This window comes from Allokutzneria oryzae, assembly GCF_042429765.1.
Taxonomy (GTDB): Bacteria; Actinomycetota; Actinomycetes; order Mycobacteriales; family Pseudonocardiaceae; genus Allokutzneria; species Allokutzneria oryzae.
Map to the genome: position 1 here is coordinate 434,998 of NZ_JBHLZU010000018.1, position 19,769 is coordinate 454,766.

Genomic DNA, 19,769 nt, shown 5'->3' on the forward strand with positions numbered 1-19,769 from the left:
TCCAGACTACGCATACGCGGACTCGTGGAGCAGCACACGACCTGCGGCGACCTCGAAAACGGTGTCGGCAGCGCGGATCTCGTCGAGCCGGTGGGTCACGTGCACGACGGTCCGCCCCGCGAGCGCGACCCGCAGCCGCTCCAACACCTGGCCGGCGGTCACCTCGTCCAGGTGCGAAGTGGGCTCGTCGAGCAGCACGAGCTCGGCGTCGTCCACGGCCAGCAGCATCCGTGCCAACGCGAGCCGCTGTGCCTCCCCACCGGACACCGCGGCGCCTCCCGCCCCGAGCCGCACGTCGAGCCGATCGACCCACTCGTCCAGCCCGGCGGTCCGCAACGCGTCCCTCAGCTGCTCGTCGTCGGCGTCGGGTTTGGCGGGCAACAGGTTCTGCCGCACGGTGGTGGACACGAGCTGCGCGTCCTGCGGGCACCATGCGACCCGCTCGGGCACCTCCACCCGTCCGGCGCTGGGCTCCAGGAACCCGAGCAGCAACGCCATCAGGGTGGACTTCCCGCTCCCCGACTCCCCCACGACCACGTTGTAGCTCCCCTCCACCAACTCCACATCAACCCCCCACAACACCCCTTCTCCTCCTTCTCCTCCTTCCCCCCACCCCACATCCACCCCACGCAACTTCACGCCATTCGCGGGCTTATGGACGTGTTTGACGGGCTCCGGAGGTCCATAAGCCCGCGAATGGCGGCGGTAGAGCGTGAGGAGGGGGCGGAGGTGCTGGGAGGCGGGCGGGAGGAGCGAGAGGGGTTCAGCGGTGGCCAGGGGGATGAGCGCGAGGACCGGTACCAGAAGTGGGTCGATCCCGGCGGCGGCGCCGAGCACGACGCCCGCGAGCGCGGTGATCCCGGTGGCGAGGACGATCACCGCGTTGGCCGCCCCTGCGCCCAGTGCCTGTCGGCGTGCCTTGGCGGCGAGGTCCGCATCGGCCTCCGCGAGGTCGGCGCGGCGATCGCGGTGCGCGCCGAAGGAAACCAGGTCCGCCGAGGCTTCGAGCAGCACGAGCGTCTTCGCGCTCACGTCGCGTCGCCCGTTGGCGAGGGCGACCGACGCCCGCCGCTCCACGGCCAAGGCGGTCAACGGCGCGATCACGGCGGCCAGGCCCAACGCGATGAGCGCCACCAACCCCGCCTCCGGCAGGATCACCGCCTCGACGACGACAGCCGTCGTGAGCACCGCGAGCGTCACCAGCGGCGGCACCAGCACGCGGGGCACGAGGTCGCGGATGGTGTCGGTGTCCTCGGCCATGCGCTGGGCGGCTTCCCGGTCGACGCGGGCCGGGCCGAGCGCGACCAGCGACTCCCACAGCTGCGCCCGGAGCCTGCCCGCGAGGCGGAACGCCGCGTCGTGCGAGGCGAGCCGTTCCAGGTACCGCAGCAGCGCCCGCCCGATGCCGAACGTGCGCACCGAAACGACGGTGACCGTGAGCGTGAGGATCGGCGGCTGCTGCGAAGCTTTCGCGATCAGCCACGCGGAGAACGCGGTGAGCGCGATGCCGCTGCACAACGCCGCGGCCCCGAGCAGCGCACCGCCGAGCGACCGCGCGGTGATCAGTCCGCGGATCGACGTGGGCTGGCGGTGCGGGCGATCAGCCTGGTTGATCACCCGCACCGCGCCCCGGCCGCCGGCGTCGAGTTCGGCGGCAGGTTCATGGGTGTGGTGGGCGGCGAGCAGCACGGCGACGCCGTCACTGGCCACCTCATGCACAGCGGCCATCACGCGCCGTGCGGTCGGGGCGTCCAGGTGCGCCGTCGGCTCGTCCAGCAGCAGGATCCGCGCGCCACGGTTCACGCGCAGGAGCGCACGGGCGACCGCGACGCGTTGCCGCTCGCCGAGGGAGAGCTCGTCGATGTCGCGGAACCGGAGGTGCAGTGCGGCGGCGGCGTCCAGTGCAGCGGCCAGCTCTTCGGCGGTCGGGTCGTCGACGGCGAGCGCGAGCTCCTGGGCCACCGTGCCCGCCGCGAACGCGGGCCGCTGCGGCACCCAGGCGATCTGCCGCCGCCACTCCTCGAAATCCACAGTGGACAGATCGGTGCCGTCGACGGTCACGGTGCCGGAGTCGGCGCGCGCGAAGCCGAGCAGAACCGCAAGCGCGGTCGACTTCCCGCCCCCGCTGGGCAGGTCGAGCCGCGTGATCTCGCCCGGCCGCAGCGTGAAGCTGAGCCCGTCGGGCGCCCACCGCCCCCGCCGCTCGACCCGCAGCGAGTCGACGACCACCGCGTGCCGGAACACCGGCCGCGCTGTCCCGGCGGGCGGCGGGTCGGCGACGATCTCCGCCACCCGGCGCACCGCCTCGACCCCGTCCTCGCTGGCGTGGTGGGCCGCCCCGGCGGCGCGCAGCGGCAGGTAGCACTCCGGCGCGAGGATCAGCGCGAACAACCCGACCGCGAGGGTGAGATCACCGGAGACCAGCCGCACGCCGATGAACACGGCGACCACGGCCACGGAGATCGTGGCGACCAGCTCCAGCACGAACGCCGACGCGAAGGCGACCCGCAGCGTCACCCCGGTGGCCCGGCGGTGCGCCTCCCCGACCCGGCGCACCGCCTCCACCTGCGCCGACGCCCGCCGCAGCGAGGTCAGCACGGGCAGCGCCCGCACCAGCTCCAGCAGGTGCCCGGACAACCGCTCAGTGGCGTCCGAGGCGCGGGCGACCTGGTCCTGGGTGTGCTTGCCGACCAGGATCGCGAACAGCGGCATGAGGGGGATCGTCACGGCGATCACCACCGCCGACACCCAGTCGGAGAACAGGATCGCCGCTCCGACCACGAGCGGCGTGGTGGCCGCCGACAGCAGCGCGGGCAGGTAGCGGGTGAAGTACGGGTCCAGCGCGTCCAGTCCCCGCGTCGCGAGCGCGGTCAGCTCGGCAGGGCCGCGCTCGGCGATCCACTCCGGCCCGCGGGCCAGTGCGGAGTCCAGTACCCGCGCGCGCAGTTCCTCCTTCGCTCCCGCAGCGGCCCGCGCGGAGACCGCTTCGGTGGCCCAGGCCAGCAACGCCCGCGCGACGACCGCGCCCGCGAGCACGGCCAGCGGGAACCGGAGCTGCTCCAGGAGCGCGCCCGCCGGAGCGCCGGTGGTGACCACCGTGGCCAGTGCGGTGGCCAGCGCCCAGGCTTGGGTGACCAGCACCATGGCGTTGAGCACCGACAGCGCCCCCGCCAGGGTGAGGGCCCGCCGCGCCGACACCGACATTCTCGGCAACGAACCCAGGGGGCCGCGCGTTCCCGTTTTCTCGGCAACCACGCTGGTGGTGGGGTCTTGGCGCGCTGGGGCGATCATGGGACGTGCACCGGGGGGATGTGGTCGGTGCCGATGCGCTTGCGGAAGACCCAGTAGGTCCAGCCCTGGTACACCAGGACCGCCGGGGTGCCGAAGAGCGCGACCCAGCTCATCACTCCGAGCGTGTAGGGGCTGGACGAGGCGTTGTCCACGGTGAGCGAGAACGCCGGGTCCAGTGTGGACGGAAGGACGTCCGGGAACAGCGCGCCGAACAGCGTCACCACGGTCGCGGCGAGTGCGACGCCGAGTCCGGCGAACGCCTGGCCCTCACGGCCGACGCGCAAGCGGAGCAGCGCGACCACGACCGCGACGATGGCGACCGCGATGGGCGCCACGGTCCAGGTGAAGCCGTCGCCGAACTGCACGAGCACCAGCAACAGCACGAGCGGCAGCAGCGCGACCGGTGCCATGCGCAGCGCCAGGGCGCGGGCACGAGCGCGGATCTCGCCAGCCGTCTTCAGCGACAGGAACACCGCGCCGTGCACCAGCGCGAAGCCTGCCACCGCCAGCGCCCCGAGCAGCGCGGGCCACTGGAACGCCGAGAAGGCGGAGCCGACGCGGTCGCCGTTCGCGTCGATCGGCAGGCCGAAGACGTTGGTGGACAACACGAGCCCGATGCCGAGCGCGGGCACCCACGAGCCGATGACGATCACGCGGTCCCAGTTGCGCCGCCACCGCGCCGAGTCCACCTTGCCGCGGTACTCGAACGCCACACCGCGGCCGATGAGGGCGAGCAGGACGATCAGCAGCGGCAGGTAGGCGGCGCTGAACAGCGACGCGTACCAGCCGGGGAAGGCGGCGAAGGTGGCTCCGGCCGCGACGAGCAGCCACACCTCGTTGCCGTCCCAGACCGGGCCGATGGTGTTGATCAGCACGCGGCGTTCCGTCTCGTCGCGGCCGAGCACCGGCAGCAGCATGCCGACGCCGAAGTCGAAGCCTTCGAGGAACAGGTAGCCCAGCCACAGCAGGGCGATGATCACGAACCAGATGACAGGCAAGTCCACTGTGGACGCTCCTAGTAGGCGAAGGCCAGCACGTCGTCGCCGGAGTCCGGCTTGGCGCCGGAGTCGGGCTCCGGTGGCATCACGCCTTCGACGCCCGCCCGGACGAAGCGGCGCAGCAGGAAGACCTCCACCACCGCGAGCACCCCGTAGACGGTGGTCAGCGCGACCAGCGAGAACAACGCCTCGCTGACGGTCACTCCTGCCGAGACCGCCTGGGCGGTGTACATCCACACCCCGTCGACACCGGTCGGGTTGGGCGCGACGACGAACGGCTGCCTGCCCATCTCGGTGAAGATCCAGCCGAAGCTGTTGGCCAGGAACGGGGTCGCGATCGAGGCCAGCGCCAGCGGCGCGAACCACCTGCTCCTCGGCACCCGGCCGCGCCTGGTCAGCCACAGCGCCAGCGCGGCCGCGGCCGCGGCGATCGCGCCGAAGCCGATCATCAGGCGGAAGCCCCAGTAGGTCACGGGCAGGTTGGGCACGTAGTCGATCGGCTTGCCGGACAGCTCACCGAGGCGCGCGTCGACCGGGTAGTTCTCGCCGTAGCGGGCCTTGTACTCGCCGACGAGCTGCTGGACGCCCTTCACCTCGCTGTCGACGTCGCCGTTGGCGAGGAAGGACAGCAGCGCGGGCACGGTGATGCTCTTGACGTTCTCGCAGTCCGGGCGCTGCACGTCGCCGTAGGCGAAGACCGAGAACCCCGCTGGTTGCTCGGTGTGGCACAAGGCTTCCGCGGCGGCCATCTTCATCGGCTGCTGCTCGAACATCAGCTTGCTCTGGAGGTCACCGGTGAAGGCGACAGCGGCGAACGCGACGAGGCCGACCCAGCTGCCGAGGCGCAGCGACGCGAACCAGACCTTGCGGTCGGGGTCGTCGGCGGCGGTGTCGCGGTGCTTGCGGGCGAGGTGCCACGCGGCGATGCCGACCAGGAAGGTCCCGGCGACCGCGAAGCAGCCCGCGATCGCGTGCGGGAAGGCGGCGAGCACCGTGGAGTTGCTCAGCAGCGCCCAGATCGAGTTCAGCTGGGGTCTGCCGTCGACGAGCTCGATGCCGACGGGGTGCTGCATCCACGAGTTGGCGGCGAGGATGAAGTACGCGGACAGCATCGTGGCCAGCGAGAAGGCCCACACCGACGCGAGGTGCAGCCGCTTGGACAGCCGGTCCCAGCCGAAGATCCACAGGCCGAGGAAGGTGGACTCGACGAAGAAGGCGAGGAGGCCCTCCATGGCCAGCGGGGCGCCGAAGACGTCGCCGACGAAGCGGGAGTAGGCGCTCCAGTTCATGCCGAACTGGAACTCCTGGACGATTCCGGTGACCACGCCCATGGCGAAGTTGATCAACATCAACTTGCCCCAGAACTTGGTCATCTTCAGGTACTGGGGCTTGCCCGTGCGGTACCACGCGGTCTGCATGCCCGCGACCAGCAGGGACAGTCCGATGGTCAGCGGGACCATCAGGAAGTGGTAGACGGTGGTGATGCCGAACTGCCACCGGGCAACGTCGAGTACGTCCACGTGCTCAACGGTGCCCTTTGGACCCCGTCACCATCAGGTCAACACGTCCCCAGTCCCCCGACCGAGGGTCCCCCGCTGGTCAGGACCTAGGTCCTGACCAGCGGGGGTACATCCGGATCAGCCCTCTTCGTCGCCGAAGAAGGCCTCGCCGGCCTCCTCGAAGACCTCGCCGAGGATCATGCCGCCGACCACGCCGGCCGCGCCCGCGGCGACCATGCCGCCGACGCCCATGCCGCCACCGCGCTGGCCCCCGTGGTGACCGTCGTGCCCGTACTGCGGGTGTCCGTACTGCTGGTGGCCGTACTGCGGCTGGCCGTACTGCTGCTGGTGTCCGTAGTGCGCCTGGCGACGGGAGGCGACCTCGTGCAGCCAGCCGTCGATCATTCCGGCCCAGTCGGCGCTCATCGCGTCCTCGTGGGTCAGCTGGAACCGGCCGAAGGCGTCCTGGCCGGAGCTGAAGAAGCCGCCGCGCTTGTCGGCCTCCAGCACCACCGTCATGCCGTGCGGGTCGGTGACGAAGGTCAGCTCGACCTCGTTGATCCGCCCTGCGAACTGGTGCGGCGGCAGGAACTCGATCTCCTGGAAGAACGGCAGCTGCTGGTGCAGGCCGTGGATGCGGCCGCCCTCCACGTCCGCGCTGCGGAAGCGGAACCCGAGCTGGCCGAAGGCGTCGAGCACGCGCTCCTGGGCGGGCAGCGGCTGCACGAAGACCGGGTCGAGGTCGCCCTTGTCCACGGCGCTGGCCACGGCGAGCTCGGTGCGCAGCCCGATGGTCATGCCGGGCAGGCGCTGGCCGTAGACGTCGGTGATCGGGGTCTCCCACGGCACCGGGAACTGGAACGGGATGGTGCGGTTCTCCTTGGCGGAGAGCCGGAACCGGCCCTCGACGACGACGCGGTGGAACTCCGCGTTCATGTTGCGCTCGTGGTCGCCGCGCTCCACCTCGACGCGGGTGACCAGGCCGAGCGCGACGTGCTCGATCTCCACGTCCCGGTCACCGCCCTGGATGCGGACCTCGCCGGAGAGCACGCCGCCGGGGCGGGTGTTCGGGTCGAACAACACGGTGTCAACGGACGGGCCGCCGATGCCCAACGCGCCGAGCAGCTTCTTGAAGACCACCGAGATCCCCCTCAATTGGGATGAATCAACCATTACGGGCACGGGCCCCTTTGGTCGCTCAACGTACCGGGATCTCACAAAGTGCCCGACCGAGTGGATCGGGACCGAAACCAAGCAAAAGCCAGAAAACGGCTAGCTCAGCGCGGCGGCGACCTCGGTGGCCGCGGCGACCACCAGCGGCCCGACCTCGTCGCTGACCAGCGTTTCCATCGACACCACGCCGACGCTCGCGCGCAGCCCGACCACGCCGAGCACCGGGGCGGCCACCCCGAACGCCCCCGGCTGCAGCTCCCCGGAGGTGGCCAGCCAGGGCTGGCCGTCCGGCGGCAGGGTGAGCGCCTTGCCCGCAGCGCCGCGCTGCACCGGGTGACGCGTGCCGACCCGGTAGGCGACGTGGTAGGCGGTCCAGGAGGGTTCGACGACCGCGACCGCCTGCGCCTCGTTGCCGTCGGCGACGGTGAGGTGGGCGGTCGCGCCGACCCGCTCCGCGAGGGAGCGCAGAGCGGGCAGCGCGGCGAACCGCAGTTGCGGCATGACGCGTCCGGCCAGGCGCAGGACGCCGAGCCCGAGGCGGACGCGGGAGCCTTCCCTGCGCACCAGTCCCCTGGCCTGCAACGGCACCAGCAGCCGGTAGACGGCGGCGCGGCTGGCCCCGATCGCCGCCGCCAGGTCGCTGATGCTGGGTGCCTCGGTGTCCGCGTCGGCCACCGCCTGGAGCAGGGCGAGGCCCCGCTCCAGGGTCAGCGAACTCTCCCTGGGAACGCCCGAAGAGGCACCCGCGGACATCTGTCAGGCCACCGGAGCGGGCAGTACGGTGCCGCTCACCTCGGCGAAGCCGACAACGGAGCCGTCAGGCCCCGGCGCGGTCGCTGTGATCACCACGGTGTCCCCGTCCTCGAGGAAGGTGCGTTCGGCACCATCATCGAGCACAACGGGCTCCTTGCCACCCCACGAGAGTTCCAAGAAGCTGCCGCGCTCGTTCTTCTCCGGCCCGGAGACCGTGCCGGAGGCGAACAGGTCGCCGGGGCGCAGCGTGGCGCCGTTGACGGTCATGTGCGCGAGCTGCTGGGCGCAGGTCCACGCCATGGACGCGAACGGCGGGCGGCTGACCAGGGTGTCGTTCCAGCGGACCTCCATCCGCAGGTCCAGGCCCAGCGGCCGGTCCTCGACGAGGTAGTCCTGGAGCTCGTTGCCCATGGCAGGCGGGGCGACCCTGGCCTGGGACAGCGCGTCCAGCGGGGTGATCCACGCGGCGACCGAGGTGAGGAAGGACTTGGCGAGGAACGGGCCGAGCGGCACGTACTCCCAGGCCTGGAGGTCCCGCGCGGACCAGTCGTTGACCAGCGCGACGCCGAAGATGTGCTCCGGCGCCTTGTTCACGGAGACCCGCGAGGTGACGGGTCCGCCGCAGACGAAGCCGACCTCGGCCTCGATGTCCAGGCGGATGCTGGGGCCGAACACCGGGGCCGGGTCCTTGGGGCCCTTGCGCTGGCCGTTGGGGCGCACCACGTCGGTGCCGGAGACCACGACGGTCCCGGCGCGACCGTGGTAGCCGATCGGCAGGTGGGTCCAGTTGGGCAGTAGCGGGTCGCCGTCGGGGCGGAACATCCGGCCGACGTTCTCCGCGTGGTGCCGCGACGAGTAGAAGTCGACGTAGTCGGCCACCGTGAACGGCAGCCGGTTGGTGACCTCGCCCAGGGGCAGCAGCTTCGCCCCGCGTGGCGCCGAGCCCGCGGTGACGAGCTCGGTCAGCCGAGCGCGCAGCTCGCTCCACACCGGCCGGCCCGCGGCCAGGACCGCGTCGAGGGAGTCCGCGCCGACCAGGTCGGCGAGCCGGTCGCTGAAGGAGCCCGCGATGGGCCGCAGCGGCAGGGCGTGGTCGCCGACGCGCACCGCCACCGCGGGGCCGTCGAGCTCAGGCGACTCGACGACGCCGTAGGGCAGCGTCTGCGGTCCGAAGGGCTGGTCGGCACCGAAGGCCGGGTCCTCGATCCAGCTCACGGCCACACCTCGCAAGCGAGGGGCGCTGCCGCAGTGGATGGTTCGCTCGCGAGCTCGCTCACAACAGCCCCAGTCCTTGGAGGTCCTCGACGGGTTCGGTCAGCGAGCACGACCCGTAGGAGGCGAACACGCCGCGGACGGCGTGCGCGGCCGCCTCGGAGAGGCTGCCCGCCTCCTCGGCGAGTGCCTGCGGGTCGTCGCTGGTCAGCGCCGCGCGGGCGTCGCCGCCCGAGAGGGTGCGCGCGGTGGCGACCAGCAGGTTGAGGAAGCCGTGGTGCTGGAAGCCGGTGTTCTCGTCGACGTGCCGCACGGCGTTGTGCAGTCCGGCGGTGGCCTTGAACGGCACGCCCGCGCTGCTGCTGACCGCGAGGAAGTCGGCGACCTCGTTGACTCCGGGGAAGGCGTCGGCGGTCATGCCGCCGCAGCGCAGCTTGGGCCAGCTGCCGTGGTCGGCGACCCGGCGCACGCTGGCCAGCCACTCCTCGTGGCTGATGGTTCCGTTGGTGGTGCCGGGCCGCCGGGGTTCGACGACTCGGATGACGTCCTCGGGGACGAACTCGGAGACGCGCTCCAGCCAGACGTCGTCGACGTCGGAGGGGGCGGGCATCTCGACCATGCGCAGCGCGAGCAGCTCGCTGCGCGACTCAACGATGGAAACGGCCTTGGGGACACCGCCGAGCCCGGTGTCGATCACCAGTGACAGGCCGACCGGCTTGGCCGGCTTCGCCTTGATCAGTTCGGTGATCAGCTCGGGCAACCGGGACGCCGGGCAGAGGAACAACCCGATCATTCCGGCCCAGTTCTCCGAGCGGGAGTCCAGGTGGTGACGCACCGCGTCCGCCATCGGGGCGTTGCCCGGTGGGAACAGGGCCGCGTCGTCAACCAGTCGGGCTAGCAGGGGCGGTGTGCCGCGCGGACCGGGCGCGCGGAGCTCCTCGACGCTTGACACGCCTGACACGCTAGTGGTGTCTACCTGAACGAACAAAAATGTCCGCTCTGCGAACACCTGCGAGAGGGGCCGGAGGAGCGATGCCGTACTACCGGACGGTCGGGGAACTACCCCGAAAGCGCCACACCCAGTTCCGCAGGCCGGACGGTGGTCTCTACGCCGAGGAGCTGATGGGGGTGGAGGGCTTCTCCTCCGACTCGGCGCTGCTCTACCACCGGCACCTGCCGACGGCGATCGTGAACGCCGAGCAGGTGGAGGACACCAGGGGCGGTACCGTCGCCAACCTTCCGTTGAAGCCGCGGCACTTCCGCACCCAGGAGCTGAAGTGGGCGGAGCCGGACCGCGTTGACGCGGTGACCGGGCGGCGGCTGCTGTTCGGCAACGCCGACGTGGCGATCTGCTTCGTCGCGGCGAACGAGGCGAGCCCGCTCTACCGCAACGCCTTCGGCGACGAGCTGCTCTACGTGCAGACCGGCGCCGGCACCGTGGAGACGATCTACGGCGCGCTGACCGTCGGCGTCGGCGACTACGTGGTGATCCCCACCTCGTGCACCTACCGGATCGTGCCGGAGGGCGATGAGGAGCTGCGGCTGCTCGTGCTGGAGGCGACCGGGCACATCGGGCCGCCGAAGCGGTACCTGTCCAGCAAGGGCCAGTTCCTGGAGCACGCGCCCTACTGCGAACGCGACCTGCGGGTGCCGACCGCGCCGATGCTGGCCGACGGGGAGGACGTGCCGGTGCTCGTCCGGCACCGCACCGGGCTGACCAGGTTCACCTACGCCAACCACCCGTTCGACGTGGTCGGCTGGGACGGCTGCCTCTACCCGTGGGTGTTCAACATCGCCGACTTCGAGCCGATCACCGGGCGCGTGCACCAGCCGCCGCCGGTGCACCAGACCTTCGAGGGCCCGAACTTCGTGGTGTGCTCGTTCTGCCCGCGCAAGGTCGACTACCACCCGCTCGCCGTTCCGGTGCCGTACAACCACGCCAACGTGGACTCCGACGAGCTGATGTTCTACGTCGGCGGCGACTACGAGGCGCGCAAGGGCTCGGGCATCGGGCTCGGTTCGCTGTCGCTGCACCCGTCGGGCTGCACGCACGGGCCGCAGCCGGGCGCCGTGGAGGCATCGCTGGGCGCTGAGCGCTTCGACGAGACCGCGGTCATGGTCGACACGTTCCGCCCGCTCAACCTCGGCGAGGCCGCGCAGGCGAGCGAGGACCCGCGTTACGCGTGGAGCTGGGCGCGGCGCGGACCCGACTGGAGCTGATGGGCCACGGCCAGGATCGGGCTGCCCGGGACACCGATCGCGAAGGACGGCCCGGGCTCGCCCGCGATCCACACCGTGCCCGTGTTCCTGACGTACTCGGCAACGTCGAAGCCCAGCATCGGCAGCCGCACGGCCAGGTTCTCGCCGGTCGGCAGGGTCAGCGTTGCCTTGCCGTCCGCGAAGCCGCGCCCTCCGGGCTGCCACAGCGGGTCGAGTTCGGCGGGCACCCGCTGCCAGGGGCCGGCGTCCAGCAGCCGCAAGAGCTTCGGCCAGTCCCCCAGCCGTTTCCGCGCGCTCAGGAACACGGGAACGGCGGCGGCGAACGCGACCGCGCTGATCACCAGGAGCGCGTACTGCTTGATCCACAGTGCGGGGATGAGCACGCCGAGTCCGATGGCGAGCAGGGTCTTGGCGGGCACGTACAGCTGCCTGGAGTACCGCAGCAGCGCTCGCGCGGTCCCGGCGGTGACCACGTCGGCCGAGGCGGGTGCCGCCGGGTCGAACGCGGAGATCGCCATCGGCGGCAGGTCGGAGCGCCGCCGCGCCTCCGGCACGATCCGGCCGGGCAGCGGGGCCCGCACTCCGGCGAGGTGCACCGCGACCCAGCCGTGCTCGTCCGGTCCGGCCAGCCACAGCCGCTCGGCACGACCGACCGCGTGCCGGAGCAGGTCCACGGCGGCGGTGAGCCGGACGTGCACCTCGGCGCCGGAGGACTCGGTGAGCTCCAGGACGGTCGCGCGGGAGTCCCGCCGGACGGCGCGCACGTCCACGGGGCGCCACGGCTCGGTGGCGAACAGCCGTGGGGCGGCGCGCAGCCATCGGCCGACCGCCGCGTACTGGGCGAGGGCCAGGAGGCTGAACAGCACGGCGAGCACGGTGATGGAGACCGTCGTGAGCGGCATACCGCCGAGGCCGAACGCGAGCGCGGCAAGCAGCCACATGACCACGGCGCCGAGCGCGATGCCCCGGACGTGCCGCCGCGTCGCGCGCAGCGCCAGGTCGAGGTAGCGGAGCTCGCCCGCCGGCCGGTCGGTCGGCGGGGCCGGGATCGGTGGGTTCTGGTGCGGCACCGGAGAAACGTAACCGGGCGGTTTCGGTTCGGGGGTCATCCGACCGGCCGGATCACAGTCTCGCGACGTCGACCAGCGGGTAGCCGGGCACGCCGACCGCGCTGGCCGAGCCGGGCTGGGGCATTCCGGCGAACCACATCGTGCCGGTGGCGCGGGTGTACTCGACGATGTCGCAGCTGACCTGGGGCAGCTTCACCGCGACCGTCTCGCCGGAGGGCAGCCGCACCGCGGCCTCGGCGTCTGCGTGACCGCGCGAGTTCGGCCGCCACCCCTCGTCGAAGGTCGCGGGCAGCCGCGTCCACGTGCCCGCCGCCAGCAGCTCCGGCAGCGGCTTCCACACCGCGAGCGCGCGGGCGGAGAGGAACAGCGGGACCGCTCCGGCAACGCATGCCACCAGGACGGCGGCGCCGACCAGCGGTTCACCGAGGAGCAGGGCGACGACCAGCGCGACCACGCCGAGCGCGACGACCGCTCCCGCCGACGCGTAGCCGCGCCCCGCGGCACCTGCCTTGTTCTTGGCCTGACTGGCGACCACGAAGTCGTCGGCGGCGGGGGCGTCCGGCCCGGTGATCGGGGCCTCCGGCAGGACCGGGTGCGCGGGGCGGCTCTTGCCCTTCTCCAGCCGCCCGCCCAGCGGCGAGTGCAGGCCGGGGGTCACCAGCACCGCCCAGCCGTTGCGGTCGGGACCGACCACCCACACGTTCCTGGTGCGCGCGATGACCTCGCGGTGGAGGGTGGGCATGCCGAGGGTGCGCAGCCGGAAGGCGTCGCCGTCCTTCTCGGTCACGGTCATCATCAGCGAGTTTCGGCCCGCCTGCTCCAGCTCGGCGGTCGCCGGGCGCCAGGTGCTGTTCGGCAGCAGCCTGCCGGTCGCGCGGGTCCAGCCCTCCAGCATCAGCAGCAGGTCGGCGACCACGGCGGCGAACAGGCTGACGCCGAGCCACACCACGACCTGGAGGAAGCCGGAGACGTCGGCGAGGCTGGCCCAGGTGGCGAGGCCGACAAGCACGGCGAGCAGCAGCCACCAGCTCAGCAGCTGCCGCTTCATCAGCCGGATCGCCATCCGCAGGTGGGGTGTCTCAGCTGCTGGACGGTCGGTCGGCGGGACCGGGACGGACTGCGCTGCGGCCTGGCTGGGGTGCACGCCCCCCATGGTGGCGGCAGGAGCGCCGGAAGTGAGCCCCTGAATCAGCACCCCTGAACGGGGCCCTTCCCCCTATCCCGAACACAGGTTAGGCTCACCTAAGTTGGAGGTGAGCGGTGGACGTCGAGACAACGAAGGCCCCGATGCCGGCCCCGGCGGAGCGGGCGCGGACCATGGCGACGCGGGGCGGGGCGGCCGCGCTGATGCCGGTCGGCGTGAGCGACCCCGCCAGGGTCGAGCCGCTGCTGCACCACGTGCACGCGGACGGCACGACCGCGCTGCTGATGCCCGCGCACCACGAGCTGGTCGGCGCGGCGTGGCAGGCGCCGCGCGGCGAGCTCACCGCGATGCTGGAGATCACCGACTCGGCCCCGGTCCGGTTGCGGGAACCGGTCCGGGGCCTGCTCTGGCTGACCGGCTGGCTGCAGGCGCTGGACCCGGCGGAGTCGCGGGCCGAGGCGCTCGCGGTGGCCGAGCGGCGACCCGACCACCGGCTGCTCGACGTCGGGCACGGCGCGGTGATGCTGCGGCTGGTCCCGGCATCGCTGGTGCTCGCCGACGCCGAGGGCACCGCGTCGGTGGAGCCCGCCGAGTTCGCCGACGCCAGGCCGGACCCGTTCTGCCTGATGGAGACGAACTGGCTGCGGCACCTGGAGTCCTCGCACGGCGACGTGGTCGACCTGCTGGCAAGGCACCTGCCGGAGGACCTGCGCGGCGGGCACGTGCGGCCGCTCGGCCTTGACCGCTACGGCCTGCGGCTGCGAGTGGAGTCGCCCACCGGGGACCACGACGTGCGGCTGGCGTTCTCCCGGCCGGTGTGCGATTCGCGCCAACTGGCCGCCGAGCTGCGCCGCCTGGTGGGCTGCCCGTTCCTCGCCCAGGTTCACGGTCACTGATTCCCCTGATTGACCCTTGTTCGGTAAACGACTTTCTTAGACGCTGTCGGCATGCGCCGTCCCCTGCTCGCGGCCGCCATCGCACTCGCCCTGCCGCTCACGGCGGTCACCCCGGCGAAGGCGGCGGCCCCGGTCTTCACCGTGCACATGGCTCCGGGCGCGCCCGCGAGCAACGACGGCCTGACCGCGAGGACACCCGTCGGCACGCTGACCCGCGTGCAGGAGGTGCTGCGGCAGCACCGGCCGAGCTCCGACGTCGAGGTGCGGATCAAGCAGGGCACCTACCGCTCCGCGCCCATGCACGACTGGCGCTTCTACATTCCCGGGCACACGATCTCGTTCATGCCGGCCGACTACGCGCAGGGCGCGGGACTGCCGCCGGGCGGGCGACCGGTGTTCCGCAACATCTCCTCGCACCCCAACGGTTTCTGGCTCCAGCCGCGGCTGCCAAGGGACTCGGCTGATCCGCTCCACAACGGCGGCGACAGCGGCCTGCGCTTCTACTACCTGCAGATCGAGGAGTACGCGGCGGGCGCGATCTCGATCTTCGGCGACTCGGAGCGCGACGTCAGCGACGAGAGCCTGAACCCGCCGCTGCGGATGCGCGGCAGCAAGGGGCTCAACGGCAACACCCTGTTCGGCATGGTGCTGCGCAACCTCGGCAACAAACACGCCCCTGGCGCGGCCTACGGCTACGGCGCGGTGGTGCTGACCAACTCCTCCGGCAACCGGATCGAGAACAACACCTTCGACCACGTGGAGAACGCCGCGCCCGACGGCGGATACATCCACGGGACCTACGTGACGCATTTCAGTTCGTCGAACACGGTCACCAGGAACAAGTTCGTGTGGATCAGCGGCGATCCGATCAAGGTCCGCAACATGAGCAACTACAACGCCTTCGAACACAACAACTTCGATCGCACCGGGCGGTTCGCTCACTACAAGGACGAATTCTGCGATCTTGCTTGTGCGCGCAATAACAAGATCGACAGGCAGTGCTCGTCGTTCCACAACCGGTTCTTCCACAACAGGCTCGGCACGAACTACACCGGAGCCGCCGCGCTGCCCGCGTGGACGCTGAGCCCGGAGGGGCTGACCAACGCCGGTGGAGCGCCGTGCGCGATCCCCAGCGGTGACGTGCGGCTGCGCACCGGATCGAACACCGGCTGAACACCTCGGGTGGGTAGCGTGCGCTGGTGACCAACCGCCTGCGCGCCTGGCTGGCGCCCGCCCGGCCGGACGGCGTCGAGACGATCACCGACCCGGCGCGGCGGCGGGCCGTCGGCGTCGAGATCCTGCTGGTCTTCTCGATCACCTTCGGTCTCTCCGGCGCGCGCAGCCTGCTGTCGCTGCTCAGCTCGCTGCTGCGGCCGGAGCCGCTGAGCCAGCAGTCCGTCGCGATCAACGTGCCGCGCGCGGCGCTCAGCCTGATCGACCTCGCCTACCAGCTGCTCGGGGTGGTGCAGCTGGTCGCATGGGGCGGGCTCGGGGCCTACCTGCTCTACCGCGCCGGGATCAGGCTGTCCTCGATCGGCCTCGACCGCACGCGCCGCGGCGGGGACCTCGCGTCCGGCCTGGGCCTCGCCGCGCTGATCGGCGTCCCCGGGCTGGCGTTCTACCTGGTGATGCGGGCGGTCGGGCTCAACCTGACGGTCATGCCGAGCACCCTGGACGACGTGTGGTGGCGGGCGCCGGTGCTGGTCCTGTCGGCGATCGGCAACTCGTGGGCCGAGGAGGTGCTGGTGGTCGGCTACCTGATCACCCGGCTACGCCAGCTCGGCTGGAGCGAGAACCGCTCCCTGCTGCTGTCGTCGGTGCTGCGCGGCTCCTACCACCTCTACCAGGGCTTCGGCGGTTTCGTCGGCAACATCGTGATGGGCCTGGTCTACGGCCGGTTCTGGCAGCGCCACCAGCGGCTGTGGGCGCTGGTGGCCGCGCACGCGCTGATCGACACGGTGGCTTTCGTCGGCTACGCGCTGCTGAGAGGCGCCGTCCCCTGGCTGCCGTGACCCGAGGTATACGGCGGGCGGAGCGGTCTCTTGGGTGGGGGGCAAGGAGTAACCGCTCCGCCCGCCGGAAGCCGACAGGGCAGGCAGCTAGCCCGGCCGGCTTTGAGTGGTCTGACTGGGCGGAGCCAGACCACTTGGCGAGGGAAGTCCCAATACGTCGTAGTAACGCATTCTTTCCGTCCGGTATTCGGCACCCGGGTGAATGCCTGTCGCGAAGAACAGTTCATCAATTCGCCCGACGAGTTCGCCAGCGCTCCACCGAGAGGAGTCGGCCGTGATTTCAGCGGCCGCCACACAGGACTGGTAGATCTCGACATTGCTTTCCTGGACGCCAAACACCTTGCCGCTGATGTAAGCGGCTGCTTCCGAGACCAAGAATGCCACCAGAGCGGCGCCGTTGTCGAGGGTAAAAAGTTCGAAGTCACGGCCGGAGGCCGCTTTGGCCGACGATCCTTCACCGGATCGGGTCAACGCGGCAAAGTTTCGGGTTCTGGCCACCGGAGCGATGACATTACTGGTGACGCCGAAAGGTGCCATTTCCATCGAGACGATGGCCGAGAGCGAGCTCAGCGCGAGCTTGGCCGCGCCGTAGCCGAGGTAGCCGTCCCTGCCGCCGAAACCGAGCGCCGACGTGGTGTGCACCATCCGGCCTGGCCTGCGGTTTTCCCTCCAGTACCCGCAGACGGCCCTCGACGGTTCCGAGCTGCCGCTGACGTGGCCCCTGACCACCTCGTCCCACTCGGTGTCGGCCACCCTGGGGCCGTTGCCGACGCGGAGGTCGTCGGTGTTGTTCACCAGCGCGTCCAGGCTGCCGAAACGGTCCGTCGCCACCCGCACCAGCCGGTCGGCGACCCGCGAGTCGGAGACGTCGCCGAGCACCAGCTCGGCCCGGCGGCCTTCGGCCCTGATCTCGTCGACAACGCCCTGACCTGCGGCGGCGACGGAGTCCGCGACCAGGACGTCGGCGCCCTCCCTTGCGCATTCCAGCGCGATCGCCCGGCCGAGGCCACGACCGGCCCCGGTCACGACCACGACGTTGCGATCAAGAACGCCCTTGCCGCCCATGTATCGAAGAGTAGCCGCGAAACCCCTTCGTTCACCCGTACGAGGGTTACTTTCACGCTCGAGTCGGAGAGTAGTCCAACCCTGGGTTGACCCGGAGTACATCTGGCGAGGTGGCCGAACCCGCAGGAAGCGGCGCGGAGGAAATGGGGGCGGACCCGACGTCAGGGGTTCTCGTCAACCTTCGGGGGTTCAGGAATCTTGTATCCGGATTTTCCGACGCTGTCGTCGACGATCCGTTTCCAGCTGCCGTCGGAGATCATCTTGCGCAATGCCTCGGTGATCTTCGCGCGGCGTTCGTCGCCCTTGCGGACGCCCACCCCGTAGCGCTCGGTGGAGAACGGCTTTCCGACCAGCTTGAACTTCTCCGGCTGCTGCGCGGCGTACCCGGCGAGGATCACGTCGTCGGTGGTCAGCGCGTCGATCTCGCCCATGTCCAGCGCGGTCAGGCACTCGCTGTAGGAGGAGAACTCCTCCAGGGTCACGTTGCGCGCGTAGGAGTCCTTGACCTTCTGCGCCGGGGTGGAGCCGGTCACCGAGCACAGCTTCCAGTCGCTGTAGTCCAGCGACTCCGGCCCGGTGATGTCGCCGTTGGTCCTGCGGACCAGCAGGGACTGCCCCGCGACGAAGTACGGGCCTGCGAAGTCGACCTTCTGCTTGCGCGCGTCGGTGATCGAGTAGCTTGCCGCGATCATGTCGACCTTGCCCTGCTCCAGCATGGCCTCGCGGTCCCCGGAGCGGGCCTCGACGAAGGTGATGTTGCGCGGGTCGACGCCGAGCTCCTTGGCCACGTAGCGGGCCACCTCGACGTCGAGCCCGTGGAAGGTGCCCGACGGCGACCGCAGGCCAACGCCCGGCTGGTCGAACTTGATGCCGACGGTGAGCTTGGGGCCGTTGGGCGGCGGTGGCTGCTCGGACGAGGCGAACATGCCGCAGCCTGCGACCGCCATCGCGGCCACCGCGGTCACGGCGACCGACAGCGCACGGAACTGACGCATCTGTGCCGACCCTCCGCCAGGTTGCACGTTCCCTCGCACGGGCGACACTGCCCGCACTGGTCGGACCCTACCCGAACGGATGAATGTCGCACTTGGAGTCTTTTCGAATGAACGGGGTGCCGGGGGCCGAGTGATTCCCGACTTGTCCCCTCCGCCTGGACCGGCGATCCGGTTAGTCTCCGCGGCGTGACAGCTCCTTCCAGCGCGACAGCAGAGCCAACGCCCGGGGCCGGACCGGTGCTCGGCGTCGACAGCGAGGTCGGTCCGCTGCGGACCGTCCTGCTGCACCGGCCGGGTGACGAGCTCAAGCGCCTCACTCCACGCAACAACGACCAGCTGCTCTTCGACGGCATCCCGTGGGTGGACCGCGCCCAGACCGAGCACGACGCCTTCGCCGAAACCCTCGCCTCCCGCGGCGTCGAGGTGCTGCTGCTCGCCGACCTGCTCGGGGAGGCGCTCGCCGATGGCAGAGCCCGCGCCGCGGGTGTGCACTCCGCCGTGGACGAGCGGCGCCTCGGGCTCGACCTCGCCGACGCGCTGCGCTCGCACCTGTCCGGTGTGGACGCGCGGACGCTGGCCTCGGTGCTGATGTCGGGCATGACCTTCGAGGAGCTGCCCTCGGCCGAGGGCGCCTCGTTGGTGCGCCGGATGCACCACCCGAACGACTTCGCCGTGGACCCGCTGCCGAACCTGTTGTTCACCAGGGACTCGTCGGTGTGGGTCGGTGACCGGGTGGCGATCACCTCGCTGGCCCTGCCCGCGCGGCGGCGGGAGACGGCGCTGACGGACCTGATCTACGCCTACCACCCGAGGTTCAGCCACAGCGGCCGCGCTTACGGCGCGCACTCGGCGCCGTTGGAGGGCGGTGACGTGCTGCTGCTCTCGCCCGGCGTGCTCGCGGTGGGCGTCGGCGAGCGCACCACCCCGGCGGGCGCGGAGTCCTTCGCGCGGTCGGTGTTCGCCGACGGCCTGGTGCACACGGTGCTGGCGGTGCCGATCGCGCAGGAGCGGGCGACCATGCACCTGGACACGGTGTGCACGATGGTCGACCGGGACGCGGTGGTGATGTACCCGGCGGTGCGCGACACGTTGTCGGCGTACTCGATCCGCCCGGACGGCTCGGACGGCGTCCAGGTCACCGGGCCGGAGCCGTTCCTGGAGGCGGCGGCGGAGGCCATGGGCATAGCGCGGCTGCGGGTGATCGACACCGGCCTCGACTCGATCACCGCGGAGCGGGAGCAGTGGGACGACGGCAACAACACCCTGGCGGTGGCGCCGGGCGTGGTGGTCGCCTACGAGCGCAACGTGGAGACCAACGAGCGCCTGGAGCACGCGGGCATCGAGGTGCTGCGGATCTCCGGCTCCGAGCTGGGGTCCGGCCGTGGTGGTCCGCGCTGCATGTCCTGCCCCATGCTGCGCGAGCCCCTGACGTAGTTCCCTT

16 protein-coding genes are annotated in these 19,769 nt (G+C 71.2%); 5 read left to right on the forward strand and 11 right to left on the reverse strand.

Annotated features, from left to right (window positions below; translation table 11 throughout):
- Positions 1–6: 6 nt before the first annotated feature.
- The 7 genes from cydD to ACFFQA_RS21270 all read right to left on the reverse strand — a co-directional run bounded on the left by cydD (position 7) and on the right by ACFFQA_RS21270 (position 9,878).
- On the reverse strand, positions 7–3,204 hold the full coding sequence (gene cydD, locus ACFFQA_RS21240) for a thiol reductant ABC exporter subunit CydD (protein ID WP_377854829.1): 3,198 nt from the start codon (positions 3,202–3,204) through the stop codon (positions 7–9).
- Between the two features lie 83 nt (positions 3,205–3,287).
- Entirely contained in the window at positions 3,288–4,295 is a 1,008-nt protein-coding gene (cydB, locus tag ACFFQA_RS21245) for a cytochrome d ubiquinol oxidase subunit II (protein WP_377854831.1), read from the reverse strand.
- Between the two features lie 11 nt (positions 4,296–4,306).
- Positions 4,307–5,809, reverse strand: a complete 1,503-nt coding sequence (locus ACFFQA_RS21250; protein WP_377854833.1) for a cytochrome ubiquinol oxidase subunit I — start codon at positions 5,807–5,809, stop codon at positions 4,307–4,309.
- Positions 5,810–5,926: 117 nt separating this feature from the next.
- Positions 5,927–6,928, reverse strand: a complete 1,002-nt coding sequence (locus ACFFQA_RS21255) for a sporulation protein (RefSeq protein WP_377854835.1) — start codon at positions 6,926–6,928, stop codon at positions 5,927–5,929.
- 132 nt (positions 6,929–7,060) lie between these two features.
- Positions 7,061–7,714, reverse strand: a complete 654-nt coding sequence (locus ACFFQA_RS21260; protein WP_377854838.1) for a helix-turn-helix domain-containing protein — start codon at positions 7,712–7,714, stop codon at positions 7,061–7,063.
- A 3-nt stretch (positions 7,715–7,717) separates the two neighbouring features.
- Complete coding sequence (gene fahA, locus ACFFQA_RS21265; protein WP_377854841.1) at positions 7,718–8,929, reverse strand: fumarylacetoacetase; 1,212 nt, start codon at positions 8,927–8,929, stop codon at positions 7,718–7,720.
- 58 nt (positions 8,930–8,987) lie between these two features.
- Positions 8,988–9,878 (reverse strand): hypothetical protein, encoded by an 891-nt coding sequence (locus ACFFQA_RS21270; RefSeq protein ID WP_377854844.1) that lies wholly within the window; start codon positions 9,876–9,878, stop codon positions 8,988–8,990.
- 80 nt (positions 9,879–9,958) lie between these two features.
- On the opposite strand from ACFFQA_RS21270, the gene ACFFQA_RS21275 reads away from it, so the two are divergent.
- Positions 9,959–11,146, forward strand: coding sequence for a homogentisate 1,2-dioxygenase (locus tag ACFFQA_RS21275; protein ID WP_377854847.1), 1,188 nt, complete (start codon positions 9,959–9,961; stop codon positions 11,144–11,146).
- Here ACFFQA_RS21275 and ACFFQA_RS21280 read toward each other — a convergent pair.
- Positions 11,104–12,216 carry a hypothetical protein gene (locus ACFFQA_RS21280; protein ID WP_377854850.1) on the reverse strand — a complete coding sequence of 371 codons (1,113 nt, stop codon included), beginning with the start codon at positions 12,214–12,216 and terminating at the stop codon, positions 11,104–11,106. The genes ACFFQA_RS21275 and ACFFQA_RS21280 overlap by 43 nt on opposite strands.
- A 52-nt stretch (positions 12,217–12,268) precedes the next feature.
- Positions 12,269–13,360 carry a hypothetical protein gene (locus ACFFQA_RS21285; RefSeq protein WP_377854853.1) on the reverse strand — a complete coding sequence of 364 codons (1,092 nt, stop codon included), beginning with the start codon at positions 13,358–13,360 and terminating at the stop codon, positions 12,269–12,271.
- A gap of 143 nt (positions 13,361–13,503) precedes the next feature.
- Here ACFFQA_RS21285 and ACFFQA_RS21290 point away from each other — a divergent pair, with 143 nt between their 5' ends.
- Genes ACFFQA_RS21290 through ACFFQA_RS21300 form a run of 3 tightly spaced genes read left to right on the forward strand, consistent with a single transcriptional unit; the run spans position 13,504 to position 16,268 of the window.
- Complete coding sequence (locus ACFFQA_RS21290) at positions 13,504–14,256, forward strand: DUF2470 domain-containing protein (RefSeq protein WP_377855926.1); 753 nt, start codon at positions 13,504–13,506, stop codon at positions 14,254–14,256.
- Between the two features lie 51 nt (positions 14,257–14,307).
- On the forward strand, positions 14,308–15,429 hold the full coding sequence (locus tag ACFFQA_RS21295) for a hypothetical protein (RefSeq protein ID WP_377854855.1): 1,122 nt from the start codon (positions 14,308–14,310) through the stop codon (positions 15,427–15,429).
- A 26-nt stretch (positions 15,430–15,455) separates the two neighbouring features.
- Positions 15,456–16,268, forward strand: a complete 813-nt coding sequence (locus ACFFQA_RS21300; RefSeq protein ID WP_377854858.1) for a CPBP family intramembrane glutamic endopeptidase — start codon at positions 15,456–15,458, stop codon at positions 16,266–16,268.
- 87 nt (positions 16,269–16,355) lie between these two features.
- Here the strand turns inward: ACFFQA_RS21300 and ACFFQA_RS21305 are convergent, their stop codons facing one another.
- Positions 16,356–17,333 (reverse strand): SDR family NAD(P)-dependent oxidoreductase, encoded by a 978-nt coding sequence (locus ACFFQA_RS21305; RefSeq protein WP_377854860.1) that lies wholly within the window; start codon positions 17,331–17,333, stop codon positions 16,356–16,358.
- Between the two features lie 161 nt (positions 17,334–17,494).
- Positions 17,495–18,328, reverse strand: coding sequence for a glutamate ABC transporter substrate-binding protein (locus ACFFQA_RS21310; RefSeq protein ID WP_377854863.1), 834 nt, complete (start codon positions 18,326–18,328; stop codon positions 17,495–17,497).
- Between the two features lie 186 nt (positions 18,329–18,514).
- On the opposite strand from ACFFQA_RS21310, the gene arcA reads away from it, so the two are divergent.
- Entirely contained in the window at positions 18,515–19,762 is a 1,248-nt protein-coding gene (gene arcA, locus ACFFQA_RS21315; protein ID WP_377854866.1) for an arginine deiminase, read from the forward strand.
- Positions 19,763–19,769: the final 7 nt, after the last annotated feature.

Coding starts and splice junctions, on each gene's coding strand:
- cydD (WP_377854829.1), bottom strand. CDS start 3,204: ATGTCGGTGTCGGCGCGGCGGGCCCTCACCCTGGCGGGGGCGCTGTCG.
- ACFFQA_RS21260 (WP_377854838.1), bottom strand. CDS start 7,714: ATGTCCGCGGGTGCCTCTTCGGGCGTTCCCAGGGAGAGTTCGCTGACC.
- ACFFQA_RS21275 (WP_377854847.1), top strand. CDS start 9,959: ATGCCGTACTACCGGACGGTCGGGGAACTACCCCGAAAGCGCCACACC.
- ACFFQA_RS21290 (WP_377855926.1), top strand. CDS start 13,504: ATGCCGGCCCCGGCGGAGCGGGCGCGGACCATGGCGACGCGGGGCGGG.
- ACFFQA_RS21295 (WP_377854855.1), top strand. CDS start 14,308: ATGCGCCGTCCCCTGCTCGCGGCCGCCATCGCACTCGCCCTGCCGCTC.
- ACFFQA_RS21305 (WP_377854860.1), bottom strand. CDS start 17,333: ATGGGCGGCAAGGGCGTTCTTGATCGCAACGTCGTGGTCGTGACCGGG.
- ACFFQA_RS21310 (WP_377854863.1), bottom strand. CDS start 18,328: ATGCGTCAGTTCCGTGCGCTGTCGGTCGCCGTGACCGCGGTGGCCGCG.